Here is a 22,627-nt window from a genome sequence, read left to right on the forward strand (position 1 = left end):
TGTATTATGCAATCCGTGATACTTATCGGCTATTCCGGCCATGCGTATAGTGTTATAAATATTTTTACCGCGGACAGGTGGTTGCTGGCCGGATATATGGACGACGAAGAAAAAAAGGCTAATCCATTTGATTTATCGTACCTCGGTAGCGAGAAAAACGTCGAAACACTCAGATGGCACCGCGACACCCTTTTTTTTGTTGCGGTCGGCAATAATCACGCCCGGCGGAAAATAACGCAATTCCTGCAGGAAAACAGGATATTAATAGCAAACGCTGTACATCCGTCCGCCTCCGTAAACGGTATAGTAGCGGCAAATGCCGGCGTAATGATCGGGATCAATGCGGCCGTGAACGCACTGGCAGAGATACACGAAGGCGTGATCTGCAACACGGGCTGCGTTATTGAACATGAATGTATTATTAACAAATTTGCCCATATTGCCCCTGGCGCAGTTCTTGCAGGAAATGTAAGCATTGGTGAAGAAACCTTTATCGGCGCCAATGCGGTTATTAGGCAGGGCGTAACTATTGGTAGAAATGTGACCGTGGGGGCAGGCTCCGTCATTATCCATGATATTCCCGACAATATGGTGGTAGCCGGGAACCCCGGCAGGCCTCTAAATAAAACATCAAACTAATGATACCATTATCAGTACCCCATCTGGCAGGCAATGAATGGAAATATGTTAAAGAATGCCTAGATACAGGATGGATTTCTACTGCTGGCGAATTTGTGAACCGATTTGAACAAAAGATCGCTGCGTTTAGCGGTGCAAAGTATGCCGTGGCGGCCATGAACGGTACTGCCGCACTGCATATTTCCCTACAGTTGGGCGGCGTAAAAGCAGGAGATTATGTAATTGCCCCCAACATCACCTTTGTGGCCAGCATCAACTCCATTTCCTACACCGGTGCGAAACCTATCCTCATGGATGTTACGCCGGGCAGTTGGCAACTGGATATAGAGCTGTTGGAAGAATTCCTCCTAACTCAAACCTTGCGGGACGACCAGGGTAAATTGCGATACAAAAAAGATAATGGCATTATTGCGGCTATCATGCCGGTGCATGTGCTCGGCAATATGTGCGATATGGATAGGTTTATGCACATTGCGGGGCAATACGGCCTTACTGTTATTGAAGATGCCACCGAATCGCTTGGCTCCTATTACAAAGCCCGCCATAGTGGCACCTTCGGCCTGTTCGGCGCCTTCAGCTTCAATGGGAACAAGATCATTTCCACAGGCGGAGGAGGCATGATTGTGACTAACGATGAAGAACTTGCGCGAAAGGCCAAACATATCACTACCACCGCCAAAAAAGACCCCATTGAATATTATCATGACGAAGTGGGTTACAACTATCGCTTGGTAAATATTCTGGCGGCTATTGGCGTGGCCCAGACGGAGCAACTGCCCGAATTTATCCTCCGCAAGAAATATATGGACAACTATTACAGGGAGCATCTGCGCGGCGTAGGTGACATCCTTTTCCAAGAAGTATCTTCCGATGTAGACCCCAACTGCTGGCTTTTTACCATGAGTACCATGCGCCAGCCCGAGTTGCTAAAGACGCTAAACGCCCAAGGCATCCAGTGCCGTCCATTCTGGGTGCCGATGAGCTTGCTTCCTATGTACAAAAACGCACCTTATATCACGCATAACCATACCTCGGAGAAAGTGTACGGTAACTGCTTGAGCATTCCCAGTTCGGTCAATCTCACAGAAGAAAACCTGGAAGCGATAACCACAGCTATTAAGGCATTTTACTAATCATAATTAAACTATAGCGCAATGATGCGGATTTTCCATACTGAAAAATTCATACAACAATACATTACTCGTCGCAACGAAAGTCTTTTTGCAAGGGATATCCGCGACAACTACCACAAGCTCAGCGAAAGAATAAAAGGCAAATCAGCCCTGATAATAGGTGGAGCCGGTACAATCGGCTCATCTTTCATCAAGGCTATTCTCCGGTTCCAACCGGCGAAGCTGATCGTCATAGATATTAACGAAAACGGGTTAACCGAACTGGTACGTGATGTGAGAAGTACTCCCGACACAATTGTGCCCGAAATATTCCTGACCTACCCTATCGACTTTTCCAGTGATATTTTCAAAAAAATCTTCCGCCACGAAGGACCGTTTGACATTATAGCGAATTTTGCAGCACATAAGCACGTACGCAGCGAGAAAGACCAGTACTCCATAGAAGCCATGATCGAAAACAATGTGATCAGGGCCAAAGCGCTCCTGGACCTGCTTTTCACCGCACCGCCCAAACACTTTTTCTGTGTTTCCACCGATAAGGCCGCCAACCCAGTAAATGTAATGGGGGCTAGCAAAAAGCTAATGGAAGATGTGATCATGGCTTATGCCAGCCAGATAAACATCTCTACCGCCCGTTTCGCCAACGTTGCATTTTCAAATGGCAGTCTGCTGTTCGGCTTTATGGAAAGGCTCCAGAAACAACAGCCGCTCTCTGCTCCATCCGACATTAGAAGATATTTCGTGTCTCCCCGCGAATCAGGTGAACTATGTATGCTGGCATGCATTCTCGGCGAACCAGGCGATATATTCTTTCCAAAACTGAACGAAGAAGAAATGATATCTTTTGCAGACATAGCCGTTGATCTCCTGAAGGCGCACGGCTTTGAGGCAGACCGCTGTACAACAGAGCAGGAAGCAAGAGAAAAGGCCGCCGCTATTCCCGGTATTCAATATCCGGTGTATTTTTTTGAGTCAGACACTTCAGGTGAAAAATCATTTGAGGAATTTTTTACCACACAGGAAGTGCTGGATTATACATCTTTCAGCGCTATCGGCGTCGTAAAAAACGCTGAAAGGAAAAATCTCCAAGCGATTGGAAATGTCATCAATAGCATAGAACAGCTCTTCAGGCAAGAACACCTACAGAAACAGGATATCATCGGAACATTAAAAACCGTCATCCCTGGTTTCAATCATATTGAAACAGGTAAAAATCTTGACCAAAGAATGTAATCTATGTACAGCATTACTAAGAGGATATTTGACCTTGCTTTTGCATCATTGCTGTTATTACTATTGCTGCCTTTTATGCTACCAATATGTATCATTCTGTTATTTACAGATGAACGGGAAGTATTTTACAGGCAGGAACGTATTGGATACTGCAACCGCAAGTTTGGCATATGGAAGTTTGCTACCATGCTAAAGAACAGCCCAAACATGCCGGGAGGGGAGATCACACTAAGAAATGATCCACGTGTGACTAGGATCGGGCGTTTCCTGCGTTTCAGCAAAATCAATGAGCTACCACAATTACTCAATATCCTGTCTGGTGAAATGAGTTTCGTTGGACCCCGTCCGCTGATGAAAAAGAGTTTCGATCAATATTCACCTGAAGTGCAGGAAAAGGTGTACCAGTCAGTACCTGGCATTACCGGCATAGGTTCCATAATATTCCGCGACGAGGAAGAGTTGGTTACTAATTCAAACATGCCACCCCAAGAGTTCTATAGGCTGTTTGTATTTCCATACAAAGGAGAGCTGGAATTGTGGTATCACCGTCGCAGATCATTATATGTAGACTTTATGATCCTGATACTCACCGTAGTGGTCATTCTCGCCCCTCGCACCCATCTTCCATACAAGGTTTTCACCGATCTTCCCAAACGGAAATAATCATTTACCCTGTAAATCGAAATCGTATGCAACTGCAAAAGAAACTAAATTCCCTATTGATTTGCCTGCTTTTTACCATGTTTGACGGCATGGCCCAGAATGCCGGTAGCCAGTTCTCTATCGGTTTCTATCGCTCGCAAATAGACAGTGGTAATTATCACTCATCCATACGGGATTACATTCAGCAGCGACAGTTTGTTCTGCCTTCAGATTCTGTTCCTAAAGCAAGAAGCTGGGTGCATCGCAAACTGTTTCAGGAGCATCTTCTGGAATATGATCACCCCGATTATAACTTTTACTTCAGCCTGCTGCCAGACCTTCAGTTAGGAAACAGTTCTGCCCGCAATACCATATGGCTCAACACCCGTGGCGCTATTGCCGGGGGTAGGCTAGGCAAAAACTTTGAGTTTCGAGCAGAATTTTATGAGAACCAGGGCAAATATCCTCGATATCTGGATGAATTTACTCGCCGTGAGCAGATCATTCCGGGTCAGGGAGAAGTAAAATTCGACAGCAGCGGCGCTTCTTTCGATTTCGCATATACTTCCGCCCTCCTATCTTTCACACCGAGCAAATATCTAAACGTTCAGTTGGGTTATGATCGCAATTTCATTGGTGATGGTTACAGGTCGATGTTGCTTTCAGACAATTCGTTTAACTATCCCTTCCTCAAACTCACTGCTGGGATAGGCAACGTGAAATATATGGTGATGTGGGCGCAGTTTATGGACATGAAAGAACCAAAACTTTCATTCCTCAATGGCTATCGAAAAAAATGGGGGGTGTTTCACTACCTTGACTGGAACATTACGAATAAGTTCTCCCTTGGTCTGTTTGAGGCTGTTATCTGGAACGATGCGGATACCGCAGGCAAACGCGGATTCGACTTCAGCTACCTCATACCGCTGGCATTGCTTCGCCCAGTAGAATTTTCAGTAGGTTCGCCAGACAACGCGCTGATGGGCGTGAACGCCAAATATGATCTGTCGACAAACAGTACTATCTATGGCCAGTTTATACTCGATGAATTTAAGCTCAAAGAAGTGACTTCCGGAAAAGGTTGGTGGGGAAATAAATTTGGTGGCCAGTTGGGTTTCCGTTCGAACAATCTCTTCAGGGTGCCTGCATTGAACCTGCTTACCGAAGTAAATGCCGCGCGACCATTTACTTACGCGCAGCGTAACAGCCTATTGGCATATACCCATTATAACCAAGCGCTGGCCCATCCCCTCGGGGCCAATTTCATAGAATGGATGAACCTTGCCGATTATCAGTACAAAAGATGGTATTTCCGCGGTGAGGTACAGCTCGCAAGGTATGGCCTCGATTCCGGGATGACCAATTACGGAAAAGATATTTTTGCTTCCTATCATACCAGAACGAAAGAATATGGAAACAAAATAGGGCAAGGTATTACAACTGACCTTATGTACTTACGGGGTAGCATCGCCTTCTTACTAAACCCCAAAAACAACCTCCGCTTGGAGGTGTCCGTGGCGGGCAGACAGGAAAAAAATGACCTGTTCAATCATCGGGAACTGATATTTCAAGTGGGGTTGCGCAGCACCTTCCGAAGGTTCAATTATGATTTTTGATCCCCATAGAAGAACATAAGCCATGATATAGAGAAGCGACCGTTCGGTATGGTCGCTTCTCTATATCATGTTAAACCCTATTGTTTTATGATCTTCACCGATTTGCTATAACTGGGACCAGTCACCTTCAGAATATAAGTATTGGAGGGATACGCACTGAGATCAATGCGGAGGTTGTCTCTCGGATTAATAGGGCCGTATAGTATTCTGCGCCCCTGTATGTCATGTAATTGATAATAGTATTCGCTGCCTACAGCATCGCCTACGACCACATTTAGCCACGCGGTAGTCGGATTAGGATAAACCTTCAGGGTACCCCATTCCATTACTTTCAACAGAAAATGCTGGCGTTGGAAGGGGGCATAATATTTGTTGCCTGGCTGCTCGATCGTAACGTTTGTTTCACCGCTGGATTTCAATACGATTCTGCCATTTTCGAAAGCGGCCACAGCAGTATTGGAGATGCTCACCGTGGGAGAAAGTCCGCTGTCAAATATTACCGGCACAAAAGGAGTATCGACGTTCAATACTTTACGTCCAACTAGGCTATTTATGGTAATATTCTGCAATGCTCTTTTTACCACCACCGTTACATATACGGTATCAGAAGGCAGGTAATTTTCGTTGCCGGGAGAATGTACAGCAAGCAGCGCTCGACCAACGCTGTTGATCTCGATTATTGTATCGTCGTGAACCTGCACTACCTCAGGTGTTGCCGATTCAACCACAATAGGACCATAAATGGAGCTGGTTTCTTCCAAAAGAGTAAAAGGCTCATCGTCATAGCGTTTCACCAAAGTGCTGGTGTCTATTTCCAGCGGAGGCTGTAATGCCTGCGTAACAATTACGGTCACTTTAACTGTATCTGAAGGTACATAATCGTCCGAACCTTCGCTGAAAACAGAAATTACCGAGGTGCCCGCCTTCATGATATCAAAGTGACTATCCGTCTCCATGAGCACATCGTTATCTGATAAAAAGATTACGGGCAGGCCTGAAGAACTACCCGCGCTAAGTGTAAAGGAGGGATCGCCATATTTTTTTTCGATGACACCCGATGGTTCTACAGACACGGTTTGATATTGCTTGGTAGCAGTAGACGCAGAATCCCCCACAACAATGGTACCTGCTAATTTCATTCTGGCTTTTACACTGAAGGAATTTTCAGTATCTGGGCTTGCCGCCGATGGCCGTTGTTTGTTGAGGAATCCTTCCAGTCTGTATATTGCCGCACCACATTCGTTCCTGTCAAACAGTTCTCCTTCATCGGATTGCTTCCAGCTGAGCTCCACATTTACGTCAATATCCGTCATTGTTCCGGCGTCTAGGTTCCAAGTAGGATGTACAAACCTTGCGGACTCCAGGTTATCCAGTTTTTCGATATTGCTGAAGTTAAGGCCCATTATACCTTCAGTTGCATTGCTGGAAATAGTTACAGGCATAAAACCTTTCTTGTTACCTATTGGAAGGGTCACCTCATCCAAGTTGGCTTTGAACCGCAACATGCCGCTGCTGTCAGCTTGCACATAACTCTGCTCACTGCCTCCAAGGGCGTAGGCAATGCCAAGATCGTATTCATGCAAGACAAGTTGGCCGTTAACCATCCTGAGTATACCGTTGATATTTATAGATTGCCCAAGCACAGCACCATTAGGATTATTTATCATCAAGTCGTAAACTTCCGATCCGGGTGTAATAAAATTGCTCAATTTAAGCCCCTGCTCGTTGCCAGCCAGCCGCATTGATCCTTTATTGTCAAACATCAGTTGAAAACCGTTCTTCTGCAAATCTCCCTTAACGTAAGTGAACATGTTCAAAATATGCAAATTCGTGCCAAGTGTCACACTTCCGTCATCTTTATGTATAACAAGGTCGCCAATTATCGGTTCACCTCCGTTCAGCGGTAAGATTTCAGCATCTTCTGAGCCCCTCATCTCCAGGTTAACACCTTTTGTGTTGGTATTGTTATCCGCATATAAGCTACCATAAATCCATATCCCGCTGCTATTTCCGTTATCTGTAATCACAGATCCCGTCATTCGGAGATTATGCCCAACCTTTATCACGCTGGACGCGGTTGTGAGCTGCGTATTGCTGACCTCCAGGTTATAGTAACCATTCTGTACCCCGGGCAGGGTAGTTTCAGTATTTATGAACGCGACGGTCGAGGATGGAGCTGTTCTGGCTATATTGGGGGGGGAGGAAGACTCCCATTCCAGTCGGGAGCGCTCCGTAAGATGCATCCCCGTAGGTATATTCACACCCGGATTTACCTTTAGCGTTACTGAGTCTCGACCGTTGCCTAATATAATCTTCGAATTTTTCCCGGCTACCTGCCATGATCCTGAAAGCGTATAGGCGCTGTCATTAGTAACCACATAAATAGCATTGGACTGGTCGAAAGACAACGGTTGAAGTCCCGTACCATCCTGTACGGTGCCCCAACTGGACAACTCCGAAAGATCCTGCCCTTTACGGGAATAATAAATCCGATAGTTGAATACCCAAACATCATTATACAAACGATCCAAGCTAAGGCCACCGTATCCACACATGAAATAAAGCCTGTCATTAAAGTTTTTAATCATCGCCGCGTGGCGATTGGGATAGTTATCTTGAGACAAAAGCTTCCAGTCCTTCCCATTCTCGCTGTACCAAGCGTCATTAAAGTTGCCGTTATTTGCGTTGCCCACACTGTCCCACGATGCTCCACCGATAATCCACATCTTATCTTCAAAGGCCCCGTACATGTGCCAAAAGCGGCTGGGAAGCACTGCCTCATCCGTCATCAGTTCCCAGCTGATACCATCTGAGGAAGACCATACATCGTTAGTTGCGTGTTGTACGCCGTCAATGTATTTGCGGCCAATATATACCCAAAACTTATTGCGATGATATACAAATCCTGGCCAGTCGCGCAGGCCCCATGGAGCATCACCGTTTCGGGTAAGCGTAAAGTTGAGCCCATCAGGCGAGTAACCCGCGTTCCCATATGTATCCACGAACCAAATAGTATCGTTTACCAGTAACACTCTGCTGCTGGCCCTCACAGGCGATGTGCCAAGGAACTCCCATGTCACGCCGTCATCGGAATTCCAGATGCCAGTATCGTCGTATGCCCACATTTTATCTTTATAAACAATAAAACCGCTATAAGGCTGGTAAGGTGGAGAAGGATTCACCAGAGTCCAGTTGATGCCATCGTCTGAGTTGTATATATCAGAACGGGAATGATAATCGCCATTTTCAGGCTCGTATCTCCAACCAGCCATTACCCATAATTTGTTTTTGAACAGCAGAAGTGCGTTGGGCGAACTGTCCCTACCCTGAAATGCAGTATGATTTGTAAGTTTGGACCAGGATGAGGCGAAGAGATTTCTCGCGTAAGGAGTAGACTGTATTCCAGGCAACATCACCGGAGGAAGATTCAGGAGGTGCTGTTCATTTAACGTTTCGTCATCTTTCAGCAGTGAAGGCACATGCATAATGTCTATCATGAGGTTGGAAGTCTTATGCCTTAACTCCAGTACAGACCTCACATTCTGGACAGTGGCAGCAACATAAATATCCTGTCCGACAATTGTGCTGGTAGAAGCACCGAACCAAATCATCTTGAACTCACCACACATAATTTTCCCGGGGGGTAAAGCAACCGTCGCCGGCGAACCGTTTTCAGGTGTCACGATCAATTCGAACTCAGAAAGTTCAAGTGATTCATAAGCCGTATTGTTGATTTCCAGCCAATTGTACACTTTCCCATCTCCGGCTGCAATTGTTTTATTAGAAGGAGAGTATTCGGATAATTTAATTGATGCTTGTCCCTTTGCATTAAAGAATGCTCCCGAGAGAAGAAGCAACCATAAAAATACTTTCATTTCGTTTTCTTTGGATATAGTTCTGCCATGCTTTGCCCCAAAATATCTGGGAGCTTAAGGAAGTAAACATGTGCCAGTTTACTAACCACTGATAAATATACTATTTTTGCCTACATTCCCTAATGTAAAATATAAGAACCCGCTACTGTATATCACCTCGCTTTATATTTTTTACCCACGCATTATTTTTCAACTGCCGATTGCCTACCACTTTTTCTCGCCCGGTAGCACGCAAGATTTTGATAGGCTTCTTTTCGAGGTTTACCATTTGATTGTTTTCAATAGAAACATAAAATCGGGTAGCCCCGCTAATTCGAACAAATTCCTGGTCCTTCACATACACCCAGTTATTTTTGATAATAATCGTATCACCAGCGATCTCTTTCCTAATAGATTCGTCCATAATCTTGTGCATATCAAACGAATGTGAACTTTTATGGGCTCCGACCATGTTGTATTGTGCATCAAAGCAGGTTCCAGTTCTACCTGTGCCAGCAATGTCGTGCCGGTTCCAATCGAAGTAATTGTAATATATTCTGGCGGAAGACTTGTTTAGACAAACCCCATAACCCAATCCTTCACGTTGGTTGTGATGAATATAGTTGTTCATCACTTCTACACCTTTTGCTTCATCAATATAAATAGCTGCTTCAGACCAGCCGAAAAATTCACAGCCGGATACGGTTATATCATCACCCATTACGCTAATGCCCCGACTGTTAGGGATAGAATAATATTCGTTGGTTTGGTAGAGCTTCATCATCTGTTCAGTTCTCCTGGAAGTGTCAGGGCCTTTCATCCTGATATTCAAAAATTTCGACCCTTTACCAGTTAGTTTTATCACAGGCTGATGACCCAAACGGCCGGTGAACACGGTGGTACCGGTCTGAGTTTTGAGATCGTAAGTGCCCTGTAGAACGACCTTCAGGGGAAATTCGAGTACACTAGCTTCGGTGAAATCGAACATTCCAGGGCCAAGATAGATCACATCCCCATCTTTGTATTGCTTTGCAGCAGCGATCAACTCCACTGCGTTCTTCACCTGAAAAACCTGTTTTCTACCGTTCCCTGTTGAGGGTGCTTTGGAAGGCAGCTGGGTTCCAGCAAAAAAAACCTTTACCGACGGCATTGGTTGTGATTTGACCGCACAGGAAGAAAATGTGAACAAAAAAACAATAATGAAGTTTAGTATAATTTTTATCACAGTACTACTTCTCTATATAGTTAACAATCTACTATGTCATTACATAACGCATAAATTAAGCCAAATAGTTCACAACAGGTATTAATTTCATAAATACTGGTTAATCAGCATTTAACATACCTCTCCATCTTGCAGATTAAGGTTGAGTTGCCACAATTTTGGTTTTAATTTTTAATAAGGTCTTTCGCAAACAATAGCAAAAACGACCGTGATGAAAATCTGTCGAAGCTCTTCTTCATTTAGCATCTCTAAGCAGCGTTCTATCCTCCATTGCCGCTAAGCAAGTTCCCCCGATTTCCAAGTTCTGACGAGCTTGCTCGCTATAAGTGTCAACCTGGTATAGCTATAAGCTAATGGGAATATTTCATGTCCTATCCGGCCGCCTCTTCCTACATAGAAAAGGGCCGATCTTTTTGATCAGCCCGTTATCTTTCGTAACCAGGGGAGACAAACAAAAGATAGGCCGTTATCCAATGGGGAATCCACACTGAATGAAATGCATCCTCCGTCTCTCCCCGGCTGCATCATTTTCACAGGAAGCATACTCATAATTATAATATGTATGTACTGCTGATTCTTCGAATTGGCTGGATGGTCAAAATAAGGTCTCCGTATCTACAGGTCATCATATAATAGCTTAAATGAATATACGAAATAAATCTGGAAAAACCCAATTAACTTCGCACCATGCATTATGTAACGGTAGAAGGGCTTTCCAAATCATACGGGGAAAAGCCCCTCTTTCAGGATATTTCTTTTCATATTGAAGAAGGCGATAAAATAGCCCTGGTGGCCCTCAACGGCACCGGCAAATCTACCCTGCTCAAGATACTCACCGGCAAGGAGCACCCGGATGAAGGCAAGGTATGGATACACAAAGGCGTCACAGTGGTAATGCTGGAACAGGCTACCAATTTCCGCGAAAGTCAGTCGGTACTCGAGAACATCTTTGACCACGACCATCCCATTCTCAACGCCATCAAGGAATACGAACAGCTCACAGACCAGGAGGGTGAGCCGGACGCACAGGTCCTCACCGCCGCCATTGCGAAAATGGATGAGCTGAACGCCTGGCACTTTGACGCCAAGGTGAAACAAATACTGGGCAAACTCAATATCCATCACCTGGACCAGCGTGTAGGCACGTTATCAGGTGGGCAGCAAAAACGGGTGGCCCTCGCTAAAGTACTGATAGACATAGGGTTTGAACACAAACACACCCTGCTCATTATGGACGAGCCCACCAACCACCTGGATATTGGCATGATAGAATGGCTCGAAAGCTACCTTGCCCAGGAAAACGTAACCCTGCTGCTGGTCACCCACGACCGGTATTTTCTCGACAGTGTCTGCAATGAGATCATGGAAATAGACAATGGCCAGCTATATATCTATAAAGGCGATTACGAGAACTATCTTGAAAAAAAGGCCGCCCGGGAAGAGGCAGACAAGGCCAGTACCGAAAAAGCCCGTAACCTCTACCGCAAAGAGCTGGAGTGGATGCGCAAGCAGCCCAAGGCCCGCACCACCAAAGCAAAATCACGGATAGACGCGTTTTACGACGTAAAAGAGCGCGCCGCCAAACGCATAGAGCAGCAACAGCTGGAACTGAACGTCAAAATGACCCGCCTGGGCGGCAAAGTGCTGGAGCTGAAAAAAGTGTACAAAGCCTACGGCAAGCTTCAGATACTCAAAGGCTTCGACTATACCTTCAAAAAAGGGGAACGCATAGGCGTGGTGGGGAAAAACGGCGTAGGTAAATCCACCTTCCTGAACCTGCTGCTGGGAACGGAAAAAGCAGACTCCGGCAAGATCAACGTGGGAGATACGGTTGTTTTTGGCAATTATTCCCAGGAAGGGCTGATCGTAAAGGAAGATATGCGGTTGATCGAATTCGTCAAGAGCATCGCGGAAAACTTCCCCCTGGCAGACGGCACCAAGGTAAGTGCCGCCCAGTTCCTCAACCTCTTCCTCTTCCCTCCTGAAAAACAGTACACCTACATCTCCAGGTTGAGCGGCGGTGAAAAGCGCCGCCTGCACCTGCTGGCCATCCTGTTCCGCAACCCGAATTTCCTGGTATTGGACGAGCCCACCAATGACCTTGACCTGCCCACGCTCAGCATCCTGGAAGATTTCCTGCAAAACTACCAGGGCTGCATCATTATAGTGAGCCACGACCGGTATTTTATGGATAAACTGGTAGACCACCTCTTCGTATTTGAAGGCGATGGAGAAGTGCGGGACTTCCCCGGCAACTATACCCAGTACAGGGATTGGGAAAAAGACCAGGAAAAGATCAGGGCGGAGCCTCCTAAACCTGCGGTTGAAAATACGCCTGCCGCCTTGCCACAGGAGCAGAAGGTCCGTAAAATGTCTTTCAAGGAAAAACGGGAAATGGAGCTGCTGGAAAAAGAAATAGAAACGCTGGAGCAAGAAAAAAAGCTGCTGGTCGGGCAGATGGCCGCCGGTAACCTGCCTTTTGAACAACTGAACCAGGCCTCCCTGCGCATTGGTGAAGTAATGCAGCTGCTGGATGAAAAAGGCATGCGCTGGCTGGAGTTGAGCGAGCTGGCTTCCTGAACGCCGCAATTATCCTGATCCCGTTCTGCAGATCGCTCGCCCGTAACGTAATCAGCAGAAAAGCCTCCACCGGAATTTACATACGGCGGAGGGATTTGCCCCTGCCACGGCCTGGCACCCCTGGGGAATCCCATTTTTTATATTAGCTTTATTGACTGAACCTATAGGACCTGACAATGAACCAAAATCAACGTTTCCTCTCGCTGGACGTATTCCGCGGCCTCACCATAGCCTGTATGATACTGGTAAACACCCCCGGAAGCTGGAGCCACGTATATTCCCCTTTCCTGCATGCCAAATGGCATGGCTGCACCCCTACAGACCTGGTATTCCCCTTCTTCCTGTTCGCTGTTGGCAACGCCATGAGCTTTGCCATGAAGAAATTCAACACCATGAGCAATGCGGCCGTGTTGGGCAAGATATTCAAACGCACCGCCCTCATTTTCGTCATAGGCCTGCTCCTGAGCTGGTTCCCTTTCATAAAGTATAACGCCGAAGGCAACTTTGTCATGAAAGGCCTGGATACCCTGCGCATCCTCGGCGTGTTGCAACGCATTGCCCTTTGCTATGGCATTGGCGCCCTGCTGGTACATTACCTCAGGCCTAAAGGAGCCTTTATTGCCACCTGCGTGCTGCTGCTGGGTTACTGGGCCATTCTGTGGTTCTTCGGCGGCAGCGACCCTTACAGCCTGGAAGGGCATATCGGGCTGCAGATAGACCTGGCCATCATTGGCGAAAACCATATGTATAAGGGCGAAGGCATTCCCTTTGAGCCGGAAGGCCTCCTCAGCACCCTGCCTGCGGTGGGCAACGTGGTATTCGGCTACCTGGTGGGGCGCTATGTACAGCAGAACCGGCATGCCAGAGGTATGCTGCTCAAGCTGGTACTGGCCGGCAGCATGCTGATAGTGCTGGGCATACTCTGGGGCACCGTATTCCCCATTAACAAAAAGATCTGGACAAGCTCCTATACCCTCTATACTGTAGGCATTGCCACCCTGCTGCTTTCCATTCTCATTTACCTGATAGAGATGAGGAACTGGCGATGGGGTACCTACTTTTTTGAGGTATTCGGCAAAAACCCCCTGTTCATCTATGTGATGTCTGGCGTAGTGGTGAAGTTGTACTTCCTGTTCCGGCTCGGGGAAAAGAACGAGAATATGTATTCCTGGCTGTATAACCATGTGTTCCGTCCCGCGTTTGGTGACTATCCGGGCTCACTGCTCTTCGGTATCTTTCACGTGTTATTGCTGTGGCTGCTGGGTTGGTGGATGGACAGAAAGAAGATTTATATCAGGGTATAAAACGAAATGCTATTTTTGCCGGGATCAAACCATCCCGCTCAATGAAAAAAGCATTAATCACCGGTATTACGGGCCAGGACGGCGCGTATTTAACAGAATTACTGCTGAAAAAGAACTACGAAGTGCATGGCATCAAACGCCGCACTTCGCTTTTTAATACAGACAGGATTGACCATCTTTACCAGGACCCCCATGAGAAAAATGTGCAGATGACGCTTCACTACGGGGACCTGGCAGACTCCACCAATATCATCCGCATCATCCAGGAAGTGCAGCCGGACGAGATATACAACCTGGGCGCCATGAGTCACGTGCAGGTGAGCTTTGAAACACCGGAATACACGGCGGATGTAGACGGCATCGGCACCCTCCGCATCCTGGAAGCGGTGCGCCTGCTGGGCCTGGCCCAGAAAACCCGTATTTACCAGGCCTCTACCTCTGAGTTGTACGGCCTGGTGCAGGAAGTGCCCCAATCTGAAAAAACCCCGTTCTACCCCCGTTCTCCCTATGCCGTAGCCAAAATGTACGCGTACTGGATCACGGTGAATTACCGGGAGGCCTATAAAATGTTTGCCTGCAACGGCATCCTCTTTAACCACGAAAGTCCCCTGCGCGGGGAAACCTTTGTGACCCGTAAAATCACGCGCGGGGTGGCTAAAATAGCGCTCGGCATGCAGGACAAGCTCTATATGGGCAACCTGGACGCCAAGCGTGACTGGGGCCATGCAAAAGACTACGTAAAGGCCATGTGGCTCATCCTCCAGCAAGATCAACCGGAAGATTACGTGATTGCCACCGGCATTACCAACACGGTGCGTGATTTTATCCGCCTCAGCTTTGCTGAAATTGGGGTGGAACTGGCGTTCAGCGGTGAAGGCGTAAACGAGAAAGGCATTGTTAAACAGGCCTCCAACCCCGCTTACGCGCTGCAGCCGGGCCAGGAAGTAGTAGCCATAGATCCCCGCTATTTCAGGCCTACGGAAGTAGAACTCCTGATAGGCGACCCTACCAAAGCCAACAAACAACTGGGCTGGCAGCCGGAATATGATCTACAGGCCCTGGTAAAAGAAATGGTAGCGGCAGACATAGAGCTGTTCCAACGGGAAAAGTTGCTGAAAGATGCCGGGTTTAAAGTATTGAACCAGTTTGAGTAGGGGCCGGACTCAAACGACTTGTCAAAACGCCCGGAAGTACTGGCAAAACATCCGGAGAAACTATAGAAACGTTGATCAACATGCAGACAAACGAAAAAATATACATTGCCGGCCACCGGGGTATGGTGGGCTCCGCCATTAAACGGAGGCTAGAAAAAGCCGGTTTCACCAACTTCGTGACCCGCACATCCTCAGAGCTGGATTTGCGCAACCAGGCGGCTGTAGAAGCTTTTTTTGCGGCAGAAAAGCCGGAGTACGTGTTCCTGGCGGCGGCCAAGGTAGGCGGTATTGTGGCCAACAATACCTACCGGGCGGAGTTTATCTATGATAACCTCATGATCCAGAACAACGTGATCCACCAGGCATATGTGCATGGCGTGAAAAAACTGATGTTCCTCGGCTCCTCCTGCATTTACCCGAAGCTGGCGCCGCAGCCGCTGAAAGAAGAATACCTGCTCACCGGCCTGCTGGAGCCTACCAATGAGCCTTATGCCATTGCCAAAATAGCCGGTATCAAACTGTGTGACGCCTACCGCTCCCAATACGGCGCAGACTTCATATCCGTGATGCCCACCAACCTTTATGGGCCTAACGATAATTATGACCTGCAGAACTCGCACGTGCTGCCTGCCCTGTTAAGAAAGTTCCATGATGCCAAGGAGAAAGGAGACCCGGCAGTAACCATCTGGGGCACGGGCACTCCTTTGAGAGAGTTCCTGCATGCGGATGATATGGCGGATGCCTGTTACTTCCTGATGCAGCAATATAGCGAGCCGGGGCCTATCAATATTGGCGTGGGGAAAGACATCAGCATTGCAGACCTGGCCGCTATGATCCGGAAAATTGTGGGGTACGAAGGGGAATTGCAGTTCGATACTACCAAGCCAGACGGCACGCCCCGCAAGCTGATGGATGTGTCCAAACTGACCGGCCTCGGCTGGAAAGCGTCCATTCACCTGGAGGAAGGGATACGGAGCGTGTATAAAGAGAAATTTTGAATAGCATAAATAAGGGCAGACCAGTAAGCTGATCTGCCCTTATTTATGCGCAATAATATCGTGAGCATACCTCCCACTGTTATCCGTGTTTTTCCAGAATCCACCCCCACTGTCCAGGCAGGACTTCTCAATCCTCTCTCAACCCGCCGGCTTCCGCCATCCGCACAATTTTCGGGTAAAACTTGCCCACTACGTCTACGAGGGATGTCTGTGCCGCCATGACGGCAGCAATGTTCTTGTAAGCGCCCGGCGCCTCATCCAGTCCGCCGCCAATCAGTTTTACCTTGTGCTCTGCCAGTATTTTAGCCAGCGCATGGCCGGTAAAGGATTGTGTGGCTTTGGAGCGGCTCATCTGCCGGCCGGCGCCATGGCTGGCGGAATGCAGTGAGGCGGCCTCGCCGCGCCCCCGCACAATAAAGCCAGGAGCCGTCATGGAGCCGGGTATAACGCCCATTACGCCTTTGCCTGCCGGTGTAGCGCCTTTGCGGTGTACCACCAGCTCTTCACCGTTATGCTTTTCTTTCCAGGCAAAGTTGTGGTGGTTTTCTACCCGTGCCAGCAAAGCGCCGCCTACCGCTTTTATCAGCCGGCGGTGAATGTGATGGTGACAGGCGGAGGCATAGTTGCCGGCCAGGTTCATGGCTTGCCAGTATTCCTGTCCTTCTTCGGAATCCAGGTCCAGCCAGGCCAGGTGCTGCACTTCGCGCGGCAGCTGGCGGATTTCCCGGGCCAGGTTGGTATAATAACCCGCGATCTGCGCTCCCAAGCCACGGGAACCGGAATGAGACAGCAATGCCAGGTAACGGCCTGGCACCAGGCCTTCCCAGGGCTCCAGCATATCTACCAGCCCCCATTCCACAAAGTGGTTGCCGGAGCCGGAAGTGCTCAATTGCGCGGCAGCCTTGGCCTGCAGGTGTTTCAGCAGGCCTATTTCAGCAAACAGCGGGCTTTCCAGCACGGCATCATCTACCCGGGGCTTCCATTCGGCCCCGGCGCCAAATACGGTGCCGGCAATCAGTTCCCTCCTGAAAACGGATGCTTTTTTCTCCAGTTGTTCAGCGGGGATGTCTATAATGCTCAGGCACATGCGGCAACCGATATCTACTCCTACGCCGTAGGGAATAACAGCATTTTTTGCAGCCAGCACGCCCCCAATAGGCAGGCCATAACCCTGGTGCGCATCCGGCATCAGGGCGCCGGCGGCCGTTATAGGCAACCGCATGGCGTAGTCCATCTGGCGGATAGCACCTTCATCAATAAATTCCCGGCCGTACACCTCATACGGTAACGGGGTCTCGTTCAACGGTATTTCCGCGGTTTCTTCCACGATCAGTTTCTCCGCTATGCGGCCCAGGTGTTCTTCACTTTTGAACGCCTCCGGGTTTTGCAATACCTGCCGCAACAGGCCCAGGGCGTCTGCCTGCCCATGATGTTTGTAATGTTGTTCCATCACCGTAATTGCTACGCTGATAACGGGCCCCTCGGGGTACCCTATGTTGCGGAGGTCTTTCCCCCTTAATTTTAACTTGGCCATATAGGTTTTAGTTGAGGTACGGCCAAAGGCCTCTGGCCGCACCCAAAGTGTCAAAATTTTAGTGGCTACAAGAGGAACCGCAAATACAGTGCCCCGTAGCTGTTCATGCCTGCCGGTACAGGTAGCCTGGCAAAGCGTGTGTTTTACGGTAGTAAGAACAGCCAATTTGCCAGGTTGCATTGTTCCGTCAAAAAACAGCGAATTGCACAGCATAAGTGAGAAATGCCGCTTAAACCTCCCAGGTTCCCGACAGCTCCACCGGCCTACGGCGAAGACGCTTGTGGTCCCGCTTCCGGAACTTACGCCACCACCGGTAGCTACGCCCATGCAGGCGGTGCAGCTGGCCGTACAGGGCATATCCTTCCAGGTAGTTGCCGATCTCCTGGAGCCGCTGCTCCATCAGTGTGCTTTCAAGCCGCACTTTTGTGATCATATTAGGGCGTACCTGCAACCGGAAGCACCATTGGTCGGAGAATACATACGCCGTTTCAAACCTTTTGGTGCGGTTGCTCCAATACTCTATGGTATGGAATTTCCGCTGCTCGCACACCGTGAATTGCCGGCGGCTGAATGCCGCGGCGGAAAATGTAAGGAGGTGCTGCTTCCGCGGCACCCGCTTCTTCCGGCCCATTATTCTTTTTTTAGCCAGGAAATGCCGGTCAGGGTGGTATTGCACCGTATTGATCTTCTCCAGCACCTGCTGGTAAAAGGTGGCATGTCTTCCGCCGACCACGTCTGGCTGGAGTACAAATGTACGTTTCCAACCCCTCATAAGGGGCTGCTCAAGGTCAACATACCCAAGCCGGCGCTGTTCTCTACGCAGCTCCCGTTGTTCACGGTCAAGTTTCCGTAACTGCTTTTCCCGGTGCTCGCGCAGTGCGCGTTTTTTTGCCCGCGGGCACCGTATGCGGAAGGAGAGCAAGGAGCAGCTTTCCTCCGCCATCGTCATATTGTCCATCATACCTGATATTGTAATTCATCGATAATACCGCCAGGCGGTTGTTGTTGATCGGGTTGTATGTGGACCTGGTACTTTTTCTCATTTTGTTCTTTTTTTAAAAAATTCTGCATAAAAAAAGCTCCCGCCAAGGGCGGGAGCCGGGGTTGACTCTTTACCTTTTGCGTAACTCATTTAAACGGCCACCGCGCTGTCTTCATACTGCTCGCGCAGCTCCTGCATCTGTGCCTGGTGGCGTTCTATATGTTTGGTCAGGAAGAAGATATATTGATAAATATCCAGCTTCCCGAGGTTGTTAACGGTCATCATGGTTTTTACCAGCCTGCCTTCCCCGTTCTTGAGCAGGCTCAGGTTGTACATGCATTGTGCAAACTGTTGTTTGAGCAACATCCTCACTTCGTACAGGTCCCGGCTGCCTGAAGGTTCCAGGTGGGCGGGATTTACCCAGCCAAAGGATTTGCTGCGCACGATCTCTATCTGCCTGAACTTTTCCTCATAATCATGCGGCGCCATGATGATCAGGCCATCCATCTTGCGCTCCAGTGCCCTGCGGGTACTTTTATTGATGGTGAGCAGCAGGAAATAATTGGTCAGACTAATATGCTCCAGCACCTCGCGGATGTTCCACTGGTCCATGGAGGGTTTGTAATCCAGCAATGCTTCCTCTTTCTGAAACCATTTGTCCAGTTCCCGGAAATTGTTGATCAGGGCCTCTCTTACGAATTGTACTACATTTCTCATTGCTCTTGTTTTTGGGGCAACCGCTTTTCCCGAAAGCGCTTACCGTGTTATATATAGATGTTCAATTGTTTTATTTTCCATATGCCTTTAAAAAAGAAGCCCGGCCCGCTTTATGGCGGACCGGGCTATTAATAACGTTAACGTAGTGTTCGTTTACATTTTAACATACCTTCTCCGCCTGCATTGTATGACATACAATGCCCCTGGCGCCTTTGCCATGCTTCGCTCTACAGACAGTCTGATAATCAAATCTTTCATCCGTTCATAATTGATTTTAAGGCCGGATGGAACTTCACAGGAACATTGCCCTGTGCAAGTACTTTTTCTCATGCTCGGTTTCATCATCACTTATAAAAAAAGGCCCCGCATTTTCCTGCGGGACCTTCTTGTTATATCTCTGTTGGATAACTTCGTATTCGTTAGTACCAGCTATAACATGCCCGCATGCTCTCATCCGCCTGCTTCTTCAGCATGCGTTTTGAGACCTTTATCTTATATGTACAATTGCGTGACACTGTTAAGTTTGTTGTTACGTAACAAAGATAAATTTTATTTCTTTTATCCGGAAATTCTTTTTATTAAAAAATTGTTTCCCCGCTGCAAAACGCGCTTCCCCGCAGGCTTCTGCCTCTCCAAATGCCCGCCGGCAAAGGGCTTCAGGAGCAATTGCATTCAACAGATTTTTCCGGCTGACCGATGGTGCACGCCCCGGTTTAATAAGACCAGCACGCCGCGCCCGGGAAAAGCGCCACTGCCGGGCCTTCCAGGCATCATACCAATGCTTATGCCTTCTTCAACAGGAGCTTCTGCTGCTGAAATTCTTCAGCAGCATCTACCATTTGCAGCAGCAGCGGCCATTTGGCGGCAGGGGCAAAAGCATTTTTGTATACTTTCCTCACCTGTACCACCAGCTTTCCGTCAGTGGTCCGCGTGGTCACTATAAAGCTCCCGCATTCATTATCAATGTTCCTTGCCAGTTTATCTGCCCCTTCAACCGTATACCCGGGCGGTATGGCAAACTCCATATTGTACTCAAAACTGCGGGCAAAGGGCATGTATATATCCGCTTTCCGTTCCCTCTGCGACGGTTTGATGGCCATCTGCGGGCCAATGAGGCGGCCCGCTTCCAATATATAATTGTTCCCCGCCTTTTTAACATAACCGTTCATTGAAAAGCGGGTAGTGTACTCCATTTCCGGCTCGGTATGACGGAGGCCCATTTTCACGATGTTAAACATTTCCAGCACCTCGGGCAACCTTTCAAACTGATCTTTGATCTCGTCAAGGAAATATTCCCGTTGTTCTTCCCTGGCCCTGTCAAAGGCATGGCGGTACTCTTCCGCCAATACTTTGTTGCGGCGGCTGTCTGCAAACTCTTCCATGAAGGACTGCGGAATGCCCAGGGCCTTGCGTTCCGCTTCATAATAATCTTCAAACAGGAGCAGCTGCTGTTGCTGCGTTTTTTTGAAATGGCCCGTAACCGTGGTGGTACGCGCAATCCGGAGCTGCTGCATGTCTGCTTCGCCAAAACTGAACTGCAGGCGCTCCACCTGCCGGTTGTCTGCCGCAGTGCTCACCGGCACTTCCACCTGCCCTTTCATGGAGGTGGCTTTCGGCCCGCCGGGCACCAGGGGGGCCCGCTGGCCCTCGTAGGCGCCGGGTACATAGTCTGAACTGGAAAAAATGCCCACCGCACTCATGTATACCGGCTTTTTACCGGTGGTTTTCAGCATCAGCCGGTAATCGTCCGTTTCAAATACCTCACTCTGGGCGGGGCCGTACCGGGGGGTCACCAGCACATAGTCTGCTTCAATGTCATTTTTTACCAGCATATAGTTGACATACAGCAGAAAGTTATGCTCATTGAGACCCGCATAGTTTCGCCGCTGGTCTACCACTATCTCTTCTCCCGGCTTTACCCGGTAAAGGCCCATGTAGCGGATCACGTAGTAGATATGCGCGGCCAGCTCCTCTTCTGTTGCATTGCGGTGCTCCCGCTTGAAACGTTTAACATGCTCCCATACCTCTCCCAGGAAAGGCAAGTTTTGCCGGGAAGTGAGGTTACGCATGGCCACGAGTTGCGCTACACTTTCATCCCTGATCTTCACCGCGTTGGGGTTGCTGTACACCGTACCCTCCCTGCGGCGGCCCAGGCCTTCCCGGCGGCCGCCTATGCGAAGGTGAAGGCGTATCAGCGGCATCTGGCGAAAGGGGTTCATCCAGAGGTTGAGGGGCTGGGCAGGCACATTACGCACCAGCATGTCCAGCTCCATCATCCTACCGCCTATTTTTTGTTTAAAATCCGGCGCACCGTTCATGGCCCGGTATTCCAGGGCAAACACCTCCTCCCAGGCCGCCACGTGAATGGCGTATTCCAATATAGGATGCTCGTCTCCCAGTACAAACACTTCTTCCGTATAGGCATTGGCATGGTTGATGAACCGCTCCGTGCGGATGAAGTAATCTATGCAGTCTCCCACCTGCAAGCCCGGAATAGCCAGCTTGCGCTGTTTGCGCTTCCAGCGGTCCACGTCTGTTACAACCGCCTCGTCTGAATAGACCTCTTTCATGCTGCCATCCGGCTTGTACACCCTGGCGCCCACATAGGTAACGGCGGTAGTTTTGCTGAAAGGGTCCAGCGTATTGAACCCGCCGGTGGCATACAGCTCGTATTGATTGAAGGTAAAACCGGAGTATTCTTCCAGCGCGGCCTTGTCATTGATCTTTACCAGCAGCCGGGTGGTCTGGTGCAGTTCCCGGTCTTTGTCGGGGGTGGTCAGTTCCTGGCGTTTGGACAGTATCACGGCAGATTCGCCCGCATGCTCTGTGGGTACGGTGCGGTTATTGAAGCCGGCATGCTCCGCGCTCCATATTTCCTCCTTCACTTCCGCCAGCCGCTTTTTGTATTTTACTTCCGCCTTTACGTCCCAGGGCGCTGTTTTTCTATCCTGGGCTACCATGCCCATCACCAGCAGCAGCAGACTGACTAATACGATTATGAAGGTTCTCATTGGAT

Annotated in this window: 14 protein-coding genes and 1 pseudogene; 9 read left to right on the forward strand and 6 right to left on the reverse strand. The window is 48.8% G+C overall.

Features of this window, described 5'->3' with window-relative positions:
* Window positions 1-6 precede the first annotated feature (6 nt).
* From D3A97_RS05515 to D3A97_RS05535, 5 genes are read left to right on the forward strand one after another with little or no spacing between them, the layout of a single operon-like run.
* The gene (locus D3A97_RS05515; RefSeq protein ID WP_119077400.1) at window positions 7-639 is read left to right on the forward strand and encodes an acetyltransferase; all 633 of its coding nucleotides are present in this window, start codon (window positions 7-9) and stop codon (window positions 637-639) included.
* Entirely contained in the window at window positions 639-1,772 is a 1,134-nt protein-coding gene (locus D3A97_RS05520; RefSeq protein WP_119077401.1) for a LegC family aminotransferase, read from the forward strand. The genes D3A97_RS05515 and D3A97_RS05520 overlap by 1 nt, the downstream gene beginning before the upstream one ends.
* A gap of 21 nt (window positions 1,773-1,793) precedes the next feature.
* Window positions 1,794-3,005 (forward strand): polysaccharide biosynthesis protein, encoded by a 1,212-nt coding sequence (locus D3A97_RS05525; RefSeq protein WP_232825855.1) that lies wholly within the window; start codon window positions 1,794-1,796, stop codon window positions 3,003-3,005.
* A 3-nt stretch (window positions 3,006-3,008) separates the two neighbouring features.
* Window positions 3,009-3,668, forward strand: coding sequence for a sugar transferase (locus tag D3A97_RS05530; protein ID WP_119077402.1), 660 nt, complete (start codon window positions 3,009-3,011; stop codon window positions 3,666-3,668).
* 26 nt (window positions 3,669-3,694) lie between these two features.
* Complete coding sequence (locus D3A97_RS05535; protein ID WP_119077403.1) at window positions 3,695-5,263, forward strand: hypothetical protein; 1,569 nt, start codon at window positions 3,695-3,697, stop codon at window positions 5,261-5,263.
* A 77-nt stretch (window positions 5,264-5,340) separates the two neighbouring features.
* On the opposite strand, the gene D3A97_RS05540 is transcribed toward D3A97_RS05535, so the two are convergent.
* Window positions 5,341-9,138 carry a T9SS type A sorting domain-containing protein gene (locus D3A97_RS05540; RefSeq protein WP_119077404.1) on the reverse strand — a complete coding sequence of 1,266 codons (3,798 nt, stop codon included), beginning with the start codon at window positions 9,136-9,138 and terminating at the stop codon, window positions 5,341-5,343.
* A gap of 142 nt (window positions 9,139-9,280) precedes the next feature.
* Window positions 9,281-10,306 carry a NosD domain-containing protein gene (locus D3A97_RS05545; RefSeq protein WP_157986368.1) on the reverse strand — a complete coding sequence of 342 codons (1,026 nt, stop codon included), beginning with the start codon at window positions 10,304-10,306 and terminating at the stop codon, window positions 9,281-9,283.
* 723 nt (window positions 10,307-11,029) lie between these two features.
* On the opposite strand from D3A97_RS05545, the gene D3A97_RS05550 reads away from it, so the two are divergent.
* The 4 genes and pseudogenes from D3A97_RS05550 to fcl all read left to right on the forward strand — a co-directional run.
* Window positions 11,030-12,922, forward strand: a complete 1,893-nt coding sequence (locus D3A97_RS05550) for an ABC-F family ATP-binding cassette domain-containing protein (protein WP_119077406.1) — start codon at window positions 11,030-11,032, stop codon at window positions 12,920-12,922.
* Window positions 12,923-13,098: 176 nt separating this feature from the next.
* Window positions 13,099-14,226, forward strand: a complete 1,128-nt coding sequence (locus D3A97_RS05555) for an acyltransferase family protein (protein ID WP_119077407.1) — start codon at window positions 13,099-13,101, stop codon at window positions 14,224-14,226.
* A 41-nt stretch (window positions 14,227-14,267) separates the two neighbouring features.
* On the forward strand, window positions 14,268-15,380 hold the full coding sequence (gene gmd / locus D3A97_RS05560) for a GDP-mannose 4,6-dehydratase (RefSeq protein WP_119077408.1): 1,113 nt from the start codon (window positions 14,268-14,270) through the stop codon (window positions 15,378-15,380).
* A gap of 44 nt (window positions 15,381-15,424) precedes the next feature.
* A pseudogene (gene fcl, locus D3A97_RS05565) lies at window positions 15,425-16,378 on the forward strand (GDP-L-fucose synthase); the annotation flags it as partial.
* Window positions 16,379-16,505: 127 nt separating this feature from the next.
* On the opposite strand, the gene D3A97_RS05570 reads toward fcl, so the two are convergent.
* The 4 genes from D3A97_RS05570 to D3A97_RS05585 form a co-directional block, all read right to left on the reverse strand.
* Complete coding sequence (locus D3A97_RS05570) at window positions 16,506-17,912, reverse strand: RtcB family protein (protein ID WP_119078444.1); 1,407 nt, start codon at window positions 17,910-17,912, stop codon at window positions 16,506-16,508.
* A 229-nt stretch (window positions 17,913-18,141) separates the two neighbouring features.
* Window positions 18,142-18,873: a hypothetical protein gene (locus D3A97_RS05575; protein WP_119077410.1), complete on the reverse strand. Its 732-nt coding sequence runs from the start codon at window positions 18,871-18,873 to the stop codon at window positions 18,142-18,144.
* 171 nt (window positions 18,874-19,044) lie between these two features.
* Window positions 19,045-19,611, reverse strand: coding sequence for a DinB family protein (locus D3A97_RS05580; RefSeq protein WP_119077411.1), 567 nt, complete (start codon window positions 19,609-19,611; stop codon window positions 19,045-19,047).
* A 782-nt stretch (window positions 19,612-20,393) separates the two neighbouring features.
* On the reverse strand, window positions 20,394-22,622 hold the full coding sequence (locus D3A97_RS05585) for a DUF3858 domain-containing protein (protein WP_119077412.1): 2,229 nt from the start codon (window positions 22,620-22,622) through the stop codon (window positions 20,394-20,396).
* Between the last annotated feature and the right edge of the window lie 5 nt (window positions 22,623-22,627).

The sequence above is a fragment of the Chitinophaga alhagiae genome, from assembly GCF_003568665.1.
Taxonomy (GTDB): domain Bacteria; phylum Bacteroidota; class Bacteroidia; order Chitinophagales; family Chitinophagaceae; genus Chitinophaga; species Chitinophaga alhagiae.

Bases quoted from the DNA above. Each gene is read 5' to 3' on its own strand.
- D3A97_RS05515 (WP_119077400.1), top strand. From the start codon at position 7: ATGCAATCCGTGATACTTATCGGCTATTCCGGCCATGCGTATAGTGTT.
- D3A97_RS05520 (WP_119077401.1), top strand. From the start codon at position 639: ATGATACCATTATCAGTACCCCATCTGGCAGGCAATGAATGGAAATAT.
- D3A97_RS05525 (WP_232825855.1), top strand. From the start codon at position 1,794: ATGATGCGGATTTTCCATACTGAAAAATTCATACAACAATACATTACT.
- D3A97_RS05530 (WP_119077402.1), top strand. From the start codon at position 3,009: ATGTACAGCATTACTAAGAGGATATTTGACCTTGCTTTTGCATCATTG.
- D3A97_RS05535 (WP_119077403.1), top strand. From the start codon at position 3,695: ATGCAACTGCAAAAGAAACTAAATTCCCTATTGATTTGCCTGCTTTTT.
- D3A97_RS05540 (WP_119077404.1), bottom strand. From the start codon at position 9,138: ATGAAAGTATTTTTATGGTTGCTTCTTCTCTCGGGAGCATTCTTTAAT.
- D3A97_RS05550 (WP_119077406.1), top strand. From the start codon at position 11,030: ATGCATTATGTAACGGTAGAAGGGCTTTCCAAATCATACGGGGAAAAG.
- D3A97_RS05555 (WP_119077407.1), top strand. From the start codon at position 13,099: ATGAACCAAAATCAACGTTTCCTCTCGCTGGACGTATTCCGCGGCCTC.
- gmd (WP_119077408.1), top strand. From the start codon at position 14,268: ATGAAAAAAGCATTAATCACCGGTATTACGGGCCAGGACGGCGCGTAT.
- D3A97_RS05570 (WP_119078444.1), bottom strand. From the start codon at position 17,912: ATGGCCAAGTTAAAATTAAGGGGGAAAGACCTCCGCAACATAGGGTAC.
- D3A97_RS05575 (WP_119077410.1), bottom strand. From the start codon at position 18,873: ATGATGGACAATATGACGATGGCGGAGGAAAGCTGCTCCTTGCTCTCC.
- D3A97_RS05580 (WP_119077411.1), bottom strand. From the start codon at position 19,611: ATGAGAAATGTAGTACAATTCGTAAGAGAGGCCCTGATCAACAATTTC.
- D3A97_RS05585 (WP_119077412.1), bottom strand. From the start codon at position 22,622: ATGAGAACCTTCATAATCGTATTAGTCAGTCTGCTGCTGCTGGTGATG.